Annotated in this window: 12 protein-coding genes and 1 tRNA gene; 10 read left to right on the forward strand and 3 right to left on the reverse strand. The window is 70.3% G+C overall.

The genetic code is table 11. The features are described from left to right. Positions 1-49: 49 nt before the first annotated feature. Positions 50-1147 carry an ABC transporter ATP-binding protein gene (locus ACFFGE_RS04345; RefSeq protein ID WP_376834649.1) on the reverse strand — a complete coding sequence of 366 codons (1098 nt, stop codon included), beginning with the start codon at positions 1145-1147 and terminating at the stop codon, positions 50-52. A gap of 110 nt (positions 1148-1257) precedes the next feature. Between ACFFGE_RS04345 and thiE the strand changes: the two genes are divergently transcribed. From thiE to ACFFGE_RS04405, 10 genes are all read left to right on the forward strand, one after another. After that, positions 1258-1890, forward strand: coding sequence for a thiamine phosphate synthase (gene thiE, locus ACFFGE_RS04350; protein WP_376834651.1), 633 nt, complete (start codon positions 1258-1260; stop codon positions 1888-1890). Between the two features lie 66 nt (positions 1891-1956). Beyond that, positions 1957-3651 carry a sensor histidine kinase gene (locus tag ACFFGE_RS04355; protein ID WP_446680614.1) on the forward strand — a complete coding sequence of 565 codons (1695 nt, stop codon included), beginning with the start codon at positions 1957-1959 and terminating at the stop codon, positions 3649-3651. 103 nt (positions 3652-3754) lie between these two features. Further along, a complete protein-coding gene (locus tag ACFFGE_RS04370; RefSeq protein ID WP_376834653.1) occupies positions 3755-5173 on the forward strand; it encodes a cytochrome ubiquinol oxidase subunit I in 1419 nt (472 codons plus the stop codon). Further along, positions 5170-6204 (forward strand): cytochrome d ubiquinol oxidase subunit II, encoded by a 1035-nt coding sequence (cydB, locus tag ACFFGE_RS04375; RefSeq protein ID WP_376834655.1) that lies wholly within the window; start codon positions 5170-5172, stop codon positions 6202-6204. The genes ACFFGE_RS04370 and cydB overlap by 4 nt, the downstream gene beginning before the upstream one ends. Beyond that, complete coding sequence (locus ACFFGE_RS04380) at positions 6182-6346, forward strand: hypothetical protein (protein ID WP_376834657.1); 165 nt, start codon at positions 6182-6184, stop codon at positions 6344-6346. Before cydB ends, ACFFGE_RS04380 begins: the two co-directional genes overlap by 23 nt. Positions 6347-6363: 17 nt before the next feature. Beyond that, the gene (locus tag ACFFGE_RS04385) at positions 6364-7068 is read left to right on the forward strand and encodes a hypothetical protein (RefSeq protein ID WP_376834659.1); all 705 of its coding nucleotides are present in this window, start codon (positions 6364-6366) and stop codon (positions 7066-7068) included. A gap of 98 nt (positions 7069-7166) precedes the next feature. Then, positions 7167-7733, forward strand: a complete 567-nt coding sequence (efp, locus tag ACFFGE_RS04390; RefSeq protein ID WP_376834661.1) for an elongation factor P — start codon at positions 7167-7169, stop codon at positions 7731-7733. Between the two features lie 147 nt (positions 7734-7880). Continuing rightward, the gene (locus tag ACFFGE_RS04395; protein WP_376834663.1) at positions 7881-8684 is read left to right on the forward strand and encodes an inositol monophosphatase family protein; all 804 of its coding nucleotides are present in this window, start codon (positions 7881-7883) and stop codon (positions 8682-8684) included. A 57-nt stretch (positions 8685-8741) separates the two neighbouring features. Further along, positions 8742-8816: transfer RNA gene (locus ACFFGE_RS04400), tRNA-Val, on the forward strand. Between the two features lie 64 nt (positions 8817-8880). After that, positions 8881-9171 (forward strand): hypothetical protein, encoded by a 291-nt coding sequence (locus ACFFGE_RS04405; protein WP_376834665.1) that lies wholly within the window; start codon positions 8881-8883, stop codon positions 9169-9171. On the opposite strand, the gene ACFFGE_RS04410 is transcribed toward ACFFGE_RS04405, so the two are convergent. Both ACFFGE_RS04410 and ACFFGE_RS04415 read right to left on the reverse strand, forming a co-directional pair. Next, positions 9133-10929, reverse strand: a complete 1797-nt coding sequence (locus tag ACFFGE_RS04410; protein WP_376834667.1) for a phytase — start codon at positions 10927-10929, stop codon at positions 9133-9135. The two genes, ACFFGE_RS04405 and ACFFGE_RS04410, sit on opposite strands and share 39 nt — an antisense overlap. A gap of 55 nt (positions 10930-10984) precedes the next feature. Continuing rightward, entirely contained in the window at positions 10985-12505 is a 1521-nt protein-coding gene (locus ACFFGE_RS04415) for a carboxylesterase/lipase family protein (protein WP_376834669.1), read from the reverse strand. Positions 12506-12569 lie beyond the last annotated feature (64 nt).

Below are 12569 nucleotides of genomic sequence, written 5' to 3' on the forward strand. Positions count from 1 at the left end.
GCCTATTCCGCCGCACCCCCGCCGCAATTACAGCAAAGCTTTCCTTGGCTTAGTGATTCAGACGGCGCGGGAAGGCGAGATCGTCGCGTCCGAACAGATGGGCGTCGGCCGACGAAAATCTCACCGTCAACGGCTCCGCGGCGACGATGCGCGCGTCGGCCGGCGCCTGCACCACCAGCCGCCCCTCGCCGTCGCCCGCGTCCAGATAGGCATAGGTCGCGCCGCCCAGCGCCTCGACGAATCGCACCGGCAGGGTCAGGGCGTTCTCCCCCTCCCCGATCGCCCAGGCTTCGGGCCGCACGCCCAGGGTGACCTCGTCGCCGCGCGACGCGGCGTGCGCATCGACCGCCGCCGTGACCCGGACGCCGCCGTCCAGCTCGACGGTCGCCAGGTCCGCGGTCGCCTCGACCAGCCGACCCGGCAGCATGTTCATGGCCGGATTGCCGATGAAGCCGGCGACGAACCGGTTCACCGGCCGCTGGTACAGCTCCATGGGCGCGCCGACCTGCTGCACCCGCCCGCCGGACAGGACCACGATGCGGTCCGCCAGGGTCATCGCCTCGACCTGGTCGTGGGTGACGTAGATCATGGTGCGGCCCAGCTGCTGGTGCAGGCGCGCGAACTCATAGCGCATCCGGCCGCGCAGCTCGGCGTCCAGGTTCGACAGCGGCTCGTCGAACAGGAACACCTCGGGGCTGCGCACGATGGCCCGGCCGATCGCCACCCGCTGGCGCTGGCCGCCAGACAGGGCTTTCGGCTTGCGGTCGAGCAGGTGCGAGATCGACAGCACCTCCGCGGCCGCCCTCACCGCCTGATCGACCTCCGCCTGCGGCCGCTTCGCCAGACGCAGCGCGAACGCCATGTTCTCGTAGACGCTGAGGTGCGGGTAGAGCGCGTAGGACTGGAACACCATCGCCACGCCGCGCTCCGCCGGGCTGACGTCCGATACGTCCCGTCCCCCGATGGCGATCGCCCCGTCGGTGGGGTCGTCCAGGCCCGCGATCAGGCGCAGCAGCGTCGACTTCCCACAGCCGGAGGGGCCCACGAACACCACCGCCTCGCCGTCCTCGACGCGAAGGTCGACGCGGTCCAGCACCGCGGTCTCGCCGAAGCGCTTGCTGACCCCCGAGAGTTCGACCACCGCCATGCGCAACGCTCCTTCACCGACGCCGAAGGCCGCGGATCACGTCAGAGAAGCGGCGACCGCGCAAGGGCTTGGCTCTTGACCCGTGCCGAACGACCGCGCACGGCAGGGGCATGTCGGACCCGCGCTGCCAGCTCTATCTCGTCACGCCGCCGTCGCTGCGTAACCCGGCCGACTTCGCGGAGTCGCTGAGGGCCGCGCTGGACGCGGGCCCCGTGGCGGCGCTGCAGATCCGCCTCAAGCCGGCCGACGACGACACCCTGCGCCGTGCCGTCGATCTGCTGCGGCCGATCGCCCAGGACCGGGGCGTGGCCGTGATCCTCAACGACCGCCCCGACCTCGCCCAGCAGACCGGCTGCGACGGGGTTCATCTCGGTCAGGACGACATGCCGGTGGCCCAGGCGCGCCGGATCCTCGGCCGGGGCTTCATGATCGGCGCGACATGTCACGACAGCCGGCACCTGGCCATGGAGGCGGGGGAAGCCGGGGCGGACTACATCGCCTTCGGCGCCTTCTTCCCCACCTCGACCAAGGCGACGAGCCACAGGCCCGACCCGGAGATCCTGACCATCTGGCGCGAGACCATGGAGATTCCGTCGGTCGCGATCGGCGGCGTCACCGTCGCGAACGCGCCCGTTCTGATCGAGGCCGGCGCGGATTTCCTGGCCGTCAGCGCCGGGGTCTGGACCCACCCGGAAGGACCGGCCGCGGCGGTCGAGGCCTTTGGCAGACTGATGTCCACCTAGGGTAGATGTCCTTCAGCGGATGTTAGGAGAGGCGCGCTAACGACCAGGGGAGTTCAGGAACCTCCCATGCGTTCGCCCCGTACGCTCGACCTCGAAACGATGCCGGTGAGCCGACCGCTCGAACGGCCCGTCAGGGCCGCGCCGCGCCTTCCCGAGGGCATGGAGATGTTCGCGCGGCCGACCACGCCGCTGCTGATCGTCCTCACCCTCGCCGCGCTCGTGTTCTTCGGCATCACCCTCGCGCGGTCGGCCGGTCTGGTCGCGGCGCTGTGGGGCGCGTCGGCGTTCGCCGTGGCGTGCTGGCTGCGGGGCGGCAAGGGTCGCGCCTTCGACCTGGCCTTCGGTGGGCTGATCACCGTCGGGGTCGCCGCCGGCGAGCTGATGGCCGGGAACGACGCGGCGCTCACGCTGATGTTCACCACGGCGCAGCTGATCGAGATCGTCACCGCCCTGGTGCTGATCCGGCGCTTCTCCAGCCTGGACCCGTTCAGCACCGTCGAGGGCGCGAGCCGCTTCCTCCTGTGCGCCGCCGTGCTGGCGCCGATTCCCGCCGGTCTGTTCGCGACCACCTATCTGACCTACGTCCAGGGTCAGGCCTTCGCGGAGACGTTCCAGACTTGGTGGTTCGGCCACGCCCTGGGCTTCGCGATCTTGACGCCGTTCGCCATGAGCCTCACGCGCCAGCGCCTGCGGACGCTGCGACGTCCGCTGCGTCTGCTGGAGACCATCGCGCTCCAGATCGGGCTCGGCGCCGCGACGGTGACCCTGTTCTGGCAAAGCCAGGCGCCGATCAGCTTCCTGCTGACCCCTCTGCTGATCCTCGCCGCCGTCCGCCTGCGCCTGCTGGGCGCCACCTTCGCCCTGGCCATGGTGGCCATCATCGCGGTCGGGCTGACGATGCACGGCCACGGCCCCTTCACCATCGACGGCGGCCTGACCCGATCCGAGCAGGTCATGGTGTGTCAGCTGTTCGTCGTGCTGGGCTGTCTGCCGACCCTGTTGGTCTCATCCGTGCTGGAGGAACGGGACCGGCTGGCCCAGGCGGCGGAGGCCGGCCGGCGTCGCGCCGAGGCCGCCTCGGGCGCCAAGTCGCGGCTGCTCGCCAACGTCGCGCACGAGATCAAGAGCCCGATCGGGGGCGTGATCGGCATTGGCGACCTGTGGTCGTCGGGCCAGCTGGGTCCGGTCACCCCCACCCAGGCCGAGATGGCCACCATGCTGGTCAAGACCGCGCGTCAGGTCGAGGCGCTGGCGCATGACCTTCTTGACGTGGCGCGCGCCGAGGCCGGCGCCGTCTCCGTCCAGCTTCGCCCGACCGACGTTGTGGGCATCGTTCAGGACCTCCGGCGATCATGGGCGGTCCGCCCCGAGACCGGCGCGATCAAGCTGGAGGTGGACGCCGAGCACAAGACGCTGGTGGCCCAGGCCGACAGCCAGCGGCTGGCCCAGGTGCTGGACAATCTCACCTCCAACGCCGTGAAGTACGGCGCTTCAGGGGGTGAGGTCCGCTATGTCCTAACGAGCACCCCCGACGTCGTGCGGATCGAGGTCCGCGACCGCGGACCGGGCCTGTCGCCCGAGAAGCAGACCCAACTGTTCGAGCCGTTCAACCGTCTGGGTCTGGAGCGCTCGACCATCGAAGGCCACGGCATCGGCCTGGCGCTGGCGCGCCGGCTGGTCGAACTGCAGCACGGCCGCATCGGCGTGACGTCCGCACCGGGCCAGGGGGCCACGTTCTGGGTCGAACTTCCCGCCGCCTGAGCCGTTGGTGCGGCGAGCCGCCGCGCGACCGATCGTCGGAGCAGGGTCCTGCGGCCCTCTCGATATGCTAATTCAGCATCTGATGATTTTTTGAGGCCGAGCGATGGACTTCGACGCCCTCCTGCTGTCGCGGATGCAGTTCGCCTTCACCGTGGCGTTCCACATCCTGTTCCCCGCCTTCACCATCGGGCTGGCGAGCTATCTCGCCGTGCTGGAGGGTCTGTGGCTCCGAACCAAGAAGGACGTCTTCAAGACCCTCTACCTTTTCTGGGTGAAGATCTTCGCGCTCAGCTTCGGCATGGGCGTCGTCTCGGGCGTGGTGCTCAGCTACCAGTTCGGCACCAACTGGTCGGAGTTCATCCGGCTGACCGGCGGCGTCATCGGCCCCCTCATGGCCTATGAGGTGCTGACCGCCTTCTTCCTGGAGGCCTCGTTCCTCGGCGTCATGCTGTTCGGCTGGAGCAAGGTCGGCAATCGGCTGCATTTCGTCGCCACGGTGCTGGTCGCCGTCGGCACCGCCATCTCCGCCTTCTGGATCCTGGCCGCCAACAGCTGGATGCAGACGCCGGTCGGTTACGAGATCCTCCCCGACGGCCGCTTCGCCGCCACCGACTACTGGCAGGTGATCTTCAACCCCAGCTTCCCGTCGCGTTTCGTGCACATGATGCTGGCGGCCTATCTGACCACGGCGCTGGTGGTCGGCGCGGTGTCGGCCTGGCATCTGCTGAAGGGCCGCAAGGACCCCGCCCGGCCGGGCCTGCCCGAAAGTCGAGTTGCCCTGACCATGGCGGTCGGCCTGATCGCCGTCGCCGCCCCGCTGCAGCTCTGGGCCGGCCACTGGTCCGGCGAGGTGGCGCACGAGCATCAGCCGTCCAAGCTCGCCGCCATCGAGGGCTACTGGGAGACCCGTCCGGACCAGCCGCTACACCTGTTCGCCATCCCCGACCGCTCGATCCAGGGCAATCGGTTCGAGGTCTCCATCCCCGGCGTGGGCAACATGATCCAGGGCGTGCCGCGCGACGAGCCGATCACCGGCCTGGACCAGTTCGCGCCGGAGGATCAGCCGCCGCCGGTCATCCCCTTCTTCGGCTTCAGGATCATGGTGGGCCTGGGCCTGCTGATGATCGGCCTGGGGCTGTGGGGCGCCTGGCTGGTCTGGCGGCGACGCCTGTTCGAGAGCCCATGGTTCATGCGCTTCGCCGTAGCCATGGGACCGGCGGGCTTCATCGCCGTGCTGGCCGGCTGGATGGTGACCGAGGTCGGACGCCAGCCTTGGGTCGTCTACGGCGTTCTGCGCACGTCCGACGCGGTGTCCGCGGTGTTGGCCAGCCAGGTGGCGACGTCGCTCCTGACTTACATCGTGGTCTACGCCATCGTCTTCACGGCCGGCGCCCTGTTCATCCTCAGGCTGATGCACGAGGGTCCGGTCGCCGCCGCCACCGAACCCGCGCCGCGCCAGGACCGCCCGCCCGGCTGGGCCTTGTCCCACGCTCCAGAGGACACGCCAGGAGATCCGTCATGAGCCTGGACCTCCCGCTGATCTGGGCCGGGATCATCGCCTTCGCGGTGCTGATGTACGTGATCCTCGACGGCTTCGACCTGGGCATCGGCATCCTCTTCCCCTTCGCGCGATCGAAGGAGGAACGGGACGTGATGATGAACACCGTCGCGCCGGTGTGGGACGGCAATGAGACCTGGCTGGTGCTGGGCGGCGGCGGGCTTCTGGCCGCCTTCCCGCTGGCCTATTCCATCCTGATGCCGGCGCTCTATCTCCCGGTGCTGTTGATGCTCGGCGGCCTGATCCTCAGGGGTGTGGCGTTCGAGTTCAGGTTCCGGGCGCGTCAGCGCGGTCGCGCCTTCTGGACACAGATGTTCTCGGGCGGATCAATCCTGACCACCTTCGCCCAGGGGCTGATCCTCGGCGGCTTCATCCAGGGGGTGACCGTTCGCGACGACCGCTTCGCCGGCGGCCCGTACGACTGGCTGACGCCGTACACGATGCTCGTCGCCGCCGGCCTGCTCGCCGGCTACGCGCTGCTGGGCGCCGCCTGGCTGATGCTCAAGACCAAGGACAACCTGCACGGCGACGCCCGGCGCTGGACCGGCTGGTCCGCCTTCGCCACGGCGGTCCTGCTGGGCGCCGTCAGCGTCGCCACCCTGTTCGCGCACCCCCGCGTCGCCGATCGCTGGGGGCTGAACCTGGGGGCGAGCGCCGGCGTCGACTGGAGCGTGCTGACGCCGCTGCTGATCATTCCGCTGATCGGCACGGCGGGTCTGTTCCTGATCCTGGACGGCGTCCGCAGGGGCTCGCACAGCCGGCCCTTTATCGGGGCGCTCGTCGTCTTCCTGTCCGGCTACCTCGGACTGGCCGTGGGCTTCGCCCCCTACGTCGTGCCCTACGCCGTCGATTTCCGTGTCGCCGCCGCGCCCGACAACGCGCTGGGGCTTATGCTGGCTGGGGCGGCGTTCATCGTGCCCATGATCCTGGCCTACACCGCCTGGGTCTATTGGGTCTTCAGAGGCAAGATCGATGAGGATTCGGGATATCATTGAACCTCGCCCGCCCGCCGAACCGGGCGTTCAGCCGGGCCCGCTGTGGCGACGGCTCGCCTGGTTCGCAGGGCTGTCCCTGGCCGCGGCCGCCGTGACGGCCGTGGTCGCCTACACCCTGCGGGCCTTGCCGTTCATGGGCTGAGGGGCGATGGTCGGTCCATGACCCGCATCCTGTTCGCCGCCGTCCTCATGGCCGGCCTTCCGGCCGTCGCCGCCGCCCAGACGCCGCCCGCCGGCTCGAGCCGTACCGCCGAAGAACTGACCCGCGACCTGAACAGCGGCCCGCCGTTCGTCGCCCCGCCGGTTCAGCGGCCCGCCGCGACGCCGGCCGCGACGGCGGCCGAGACGCCGCCCGCGCCGACCTCCTCGACGACGGCTCCGACGAGCCCGCCGGACGAAATCAGGCTGGTGGGCCGGCCGCCGAACCTCCCGCCGGGGAACGGCCGCCTCGCGCCCGAAGCCGAGGCGCCCGCGGCGGAGCCCGCCGCGCCGGGCCCCATACCGTTGGACGCGGCGGCCCGCGCGCGCCTTCCCTTCACCCTGGCCCTGCCCGCCGGAACCGAAATCGTGGAGACGCCTTCCGGTCCCAGCTTCGACACCTGGGCCGTGCGCCGGGGCGAGACCACGCTGGTGCGCCTCTACGCCGGCCCCGCGTCTCAGTTTCCCGTCTACGGCGGCGAGATCCGCACCCTGAATGGCCGCTCCACGGTGGTCGTCACCGAGGGGACCGCCCGGCGGGCGCTCGAGCACCTCTTCGAGCGGGACGGCATGACCCCGCGCGAAATCCACGTCATGGTCGCGACCCTGTCCGGCCCCGATCAGGCGCTCGCCGAGAGCATCGGACAGTCGGTGGATCCACGCTGAAGCCCGCTCGCCTTGCCCTCGTCGCCCCGCTCGTCTAGAGGCGGGGCCCGATTTGGCGCGGCCTTTCCGGCCCCGGCGCCCGCTAATCCGAGCATCCGATGAAGATCAACGGCAACACCATCAAGCCCGGCATGGTCCTGCAGCACGAGGGCGGCCTTTGGGTCGTCACCAAGACCAACCACGTCAAGCCCGGCAAGGGCGGCGCCTTCGCCCAGGTCGAGGCCAAGAACCTCGAGACCGGCTCCAAGCTGAACGAGCGCTTCCGCTCGGACGACAAGGTCGAGCGCGTGACGCTGGAGCAGAAGGACTATTCCTTCCTGTTCGACAACGGCGACAGCCTGGTCTTCATGGACGACGCCTCCTACGAACAGATCGAGCTGCAGAAGGACTGGGTCGGCGAGGACCGCATTCCCTACCTGCAGGACGGCATGAAGGTGGTGATCGAGAGCCACGAGGGCCGCCCGATCGGCCTGTCGCTGCCCGACCAGGTGGTGTTGGAGATCGCCGAGACCGAGCCGACGGTGAAGGGCCAGACCGCCTCTTCGTCCTACAAGCCCGCCACGGCGTCGAACGGCATCCGCATCATGATCCCGCCCTATATGAGCGCGGGCGAGAAGATCGTCGTCGACACCGCCACCGGCGAGTACGTGCGCCGCGCTGACTAACTTCGGGTGAGCAAGGGGTGCTAGTGAGCGAGAGGTGAGCCCGGCTCCCTCTCGCTCACCCCTTGCTCACTGGCGCTCTTCACTCGAACTTCTCCGCATCTCCGGGCCAGAGCGCCTTTTCAGGACCTGCGGATCAGGAGATCCACCATGGCCCTCGCCTCCTCCCTGCTCCAGGTGATCATCGACGCGGTTCGCAAGACCGCTCGGCCGATCATGCGCGACTTCGGCGAGGTGTCGCAGCTGCAGGTGTCGCGCAAGGGCCCCGGCGACTTCGTCACCGCGGCCGACATCAAGGCCGAGCAGACCCTGTTCGAGCTGCTGACCAAGGCCCGGCCGGGCTACGGCTTCCTGGGCGAGGAGCGGGGCCTGGTCGAGGGCACGGACAAGACCCACACCTGGATCGTCGATCCGATCGACGGCACGACGAACTTCATGCACGCCATGCCGCACTTCGCCATCACCGTGGCGCTGGAGCGGACCCATCCGGACGGCTCGGCCGAGATCGTCGCCGGAGTGACCTACAATCCGATCCTGAACGAGATGTTCTGGGCCGAGAAGGGCAAGGGCTGCTACCTCAACGACAGCCGCATCCGGGTCGCGGGCCGGAAGGACCTGTCCGAAAGCCTCGTGGCCACCGGCCTGCCCTTCATCGGCAAGACCGGCCACGCCCAGGCCATCAAGGACATCCACGCGGTGGGCCAGCGGGTCGCCGGCATCCGACGCCTGGGCTCGGCGGCGCTGGACTTCGCCTGGGTCGCGGCCGGCCGCTACGACGCCTACTTCGAGCGGAACCTCAAGCCCTGGGACGTGGCGGCGGGCCTTCTGTTCGTCACCGAGGCCGGCGGCGTGGTGACCACCATCGACGACCAGGGCCACCCCCGCTCGGGCGCCTCGATCCTGGCGTCCAACCCCGATCTCCACCCCCAGCTCAAGCGCGTGCTGAACGGCTGATCACGGGGCTTGCCCCGCCGGGCGACGCGGGCTATGTCCGCGCTCCCCGACCGAGATGGATGCGTAGCTCAGCGGGAGAGCACCTCGTTCACACCGAGGGGGTCACAGGTTCAATCCCTGTCGCATCCACCATCTTCCTCCCGGAACCTTCCTGCCCCTGAACGCCTTGTCCTGACCCGTGTCAGGAGGCTGCGCCATGCCTGCGAACTGGCTGATCGAGACGCGCCTGGGCGACCACCCGGACGCGACGCCGCTGCGACGTCGTCTGGTGTCGGCCGAGGACGAAGCCGAGGCGTTGCGGATCGTGGCCGAGGAGGCTCAGGCCGACGTGGATCGCGCCGCAGCCGAGGAGCTGCTCATCGACGGGCAGGAGGAGGTTTTCGCCCGGGCCGAGTTCGACACCCGGCCGGAGCATCACGTCAGCGCCGGCGGCGCGGCGCCGGAACCCTCAACGGGTGCGCAGGCCGAGCGCCGCGGCGACCGCTGACCAGGGCACGTACTTGAAGTTCTGGTTCTGGCTGGGAAGCACGTTCCGCCCGTCCTGGACCACGATCGCGCCCGCCTCGAACCCCGGTCCGAGGTCGGCGCTGGAGACGTCCAGCCCGTCGGTCTCGGACGCGCCGTCGATCCCGGCCGCCGCGTTCGCCACGACGGCGAACGAGCCGAGATAACGGTTCGGCGCGCGGCGCTCGAACACCGCATAGCTGTCGTTACCCTGGCTGGAGGCGACCAGATAGCCGTCGCCGTCTCCGAGGTCGTAGATGGCCACGCCCTCGATGTCGTCCTTCAGCGCGGGGTTGTCGGCGACGCGGGCCACGGCGGTCATCTCGCCGCCGCCGTCGGGCTCGGCCGACAGACGCCACAGCCCCACGTCCTCCTCGCCGACGTAGATCACCCCGTGCACGTCGTCGGCCACGCAGCCCTCGGCCTGGGTGGCGAAGGCGAAGTCGCGAACCACGTCCGCCCGGACCCGACCGCCTTGCTCGGTCAGCCGCCACTGGCGCATCTCGCCGTTGGAATCATTGATGAACACATAGGTCGCGCCGTCGCGAGGCGAGCGGTACAGGCACAGGCCGTAGGGATCGCCCTGCCCGGTCGCCTGGGGCCCGTCGGCGACGTCGACCAGGCGCCGCGCCTCGACATCCAGCCGGTAGAGGCCGATCGTCTGGTCCGTCCGGTTGCTGGCCGCGACCAGCACGATCTCCTCGCCGCCCAGGCGGAATCCCGCGCGCAAATCCACATTGTTGACGTTGCCGACCGGCAGATACTGCAGCTCGCGCCCGGCCATGTCGTAGAGGCCCAAGCCGCCCTTCTTGTCCGTGCCGATCACCAGGCTGGCCGCCGGGTCGGTCGGGTTGGCCCAGATGGCCGGGTCGTCCGCGGCGTCACCGAAGCTGGGCATCGGCGGGGTTTCGACCGTCGCCACCACGACGGCAAAGTCCGGCTCCGGCGCCGCCGTGGGCGCAGGCGCCCCCGCCTCGACGCCGAGCGCGGCGGCGATCGCGGCGACCTCGACCTCGATCCAGCGGTCGGCGGCGTCGTCCTGAACCCGCAGGCGCTCGCCCTCGGCGTACAGCCAGCCGGTTTCGGCGACCGGGGCCCCGTCCCCGACGACCGCCACGCGGCCGACGAAGGCGTGGTCGGCGCGGCGGTCGTAGAGGTTCAGCCCGCCCGTCTCGGAATCGGCCACGATCAGCCAGGGTCCGTGGAGCGCAACACCCTTGGTCTCGCCCGTCAGGCGGCCCAGCCGGGGCGCATCCACGATCTGCGGCGAGGGATCGGCCTCCGCGTCCGCATTGAACCGCCAGACGCCGACGGCCTCCTCCGCCACATACAGGTCGCCGGTCGCGCTGTCGGCCGCGCACTGGGTGGCGGTGGTCGGCACGTTCAGCCGGCGCACCGGGGCGATGGAGCCGTCCCGGCCGATCAGGAACTGCTGGATCTCCCCGCCGTCCCCGACCACGAAGGCGTAGGGCAGGCCGTCGCGCGCGCCCGCGATCAGGCAGACGTTCTCGCCGGCGAAGTCCAGCGGCCGCGTCCCGGCCCGCCCCGCGACGTCGACGACCAGGGCGTTGGCGTCCTCGTCGATCCTGGCCCTGACCGGGACGAGCGCTTCTCCCGCCCGCGCCGTCACGCCGGCCGAGGGACCGGCGTCCACGACGCGCCCGTCGATCGCCGTCGGCTCCTGGGCCCAGGCCGCGCCCGCCGCCAGCATCGCGGCCGTCGTCATCAGAATCGTACGCATGGAAGCCCCCGATCGTCGCCTGTCTAGCCGTCACGCTTGACGCTTCGGCGACAGTTCAGTCGCCGTCCAGAATTCTCGCGATGATCTCCAATCGCTCTCCACGCGGATCGGTGACGACGTGGGGATGATCGTTGCTGAACTGCATGGTGGTCAGGTCGTCGCGAACGCGCGGCCACTCCGGGCGGCCCTGACCGTTCGGATCGCCGATCCGGGCGAAGCTCGCCCAATAGCCGCTGATCAGGTCGGCGGCCCGACGGTCCATGTCGTCAGTCGGCCAGGGCGAGGCGTTCAGGGTGTCGAACACATACTGCCGGTCCCAGGCGTGGCCCGCCCCGCCCGGCTCCTGCGGCGCGGCCGCCGAGACGATGTCGAATCGGTAGAGCCACGTCGGCGCGCCCGACCGGGCGTGCAGACGCGCGACCTGCCGCGCCGGCTCGACGAACAGCAGGTCCGAGATCACCTGCGCGCGATAGGCCTGCGCCCCGCCGTAGGCCGTGATCAGCTCGGCGCGTTCGGCCTCGCTGAAGCCGTCGTCCAGGGCGCCGTCGGTCGGATTGTCGGCCGTCACCCAGAAGAACTCGGCCGAGTTGGCCCCGACGATCAGCGGGACCCTGGCCTGCCGCCCGGCCTCGAAGGCGTCCATGATCGGTTCCGGCACGATGTCGCCGTCGACGATGTTCAGCGCTCCGAGCCTCAGACTCGGCGCCGGCCGAAGGAAGGTCTCGGCCGGGATCGCGCGCAGGTCCGAAGCGTCCCGCGCGTCCAGCCCGGCCGCCCGCGTCCACGCCACGGCCGCGTCCCGAACGGCCGGCGCGCCCTCCTCGCCGGGCGCGTCGAGCCTCGAGGCCGGCAGCCTCGGCAGGCCGCTCTGGACCGCGGCGCGGTGGAACAGGCCGCGCGCGGGCGGCGACACCATCAGCTGCAGAACCGCCTGCGCCCCGGCGGACTCGCCGAAGATCATGACCTGGCCAGGATCGCCGCCGAAGGCCCCGATGTTGTCGCGGACCCACTCCAGGGCCGCGATGATGTCCATGACGCCATAGTTGCCGGCGGGCTCGCCCTCCGGCCGCTCGGCCGCCAGGGCGGGGTGATCGAAGAAGCCCAGCCGGCCGAGGCGATAGTTCACCGTGACCACCACGACGCCGCGCCGCGCCAGCGCCGAACCGTCATATAGGTCCGCGGTCGCCGACCCGTTCACATAACCGCCGCCGTGGATCCAGAACATCACCGGCAGCGGGGTCTCCCGCTCGACCGGCGCGAAGACGTTCAGCTGCAGGCAGTCCTCGCTCATGGGCAGGGGGCCGACGCCGTTGTCGCCGTTGGCGGGCGGCTGGATGCAGATCGGGCCCCGCTCGGAGGCGTCGCGGACGCCCGACCAGGCGACCGCCGGCTGCGGCGGCCGCCACCGCAGGGCTCCGACCGGCGGGGCCGCGTAGGGGATGTTCATGAAGGCGGCTACGTCGTGCCCCCGCTTGCCCTCAAGCGTACCCTGACGGACCTCGACCCGAGGCGGCGAGTCGGCGGCTTGCGGGATGGCGATCATGAGCGCGGCGGCGAGAAGTCCCTGGATCAACATGTCTCCACCCTAGCGTGCTGAATTTTCGTGGCTAGCATGAACCAAGGCTCCGCTTGGGCGTTTT

The organism is Brevundimonas balnearis, assembly GCF_042434805.1.
In the GTDB taxonomy this organism is placed as follows: Bacteria; Pseudomonadota; Alphaproteobacteria; order Caulobacterales; family Caulobacteraceae; genus Brevundimonas; species Brevundimonas balnearis.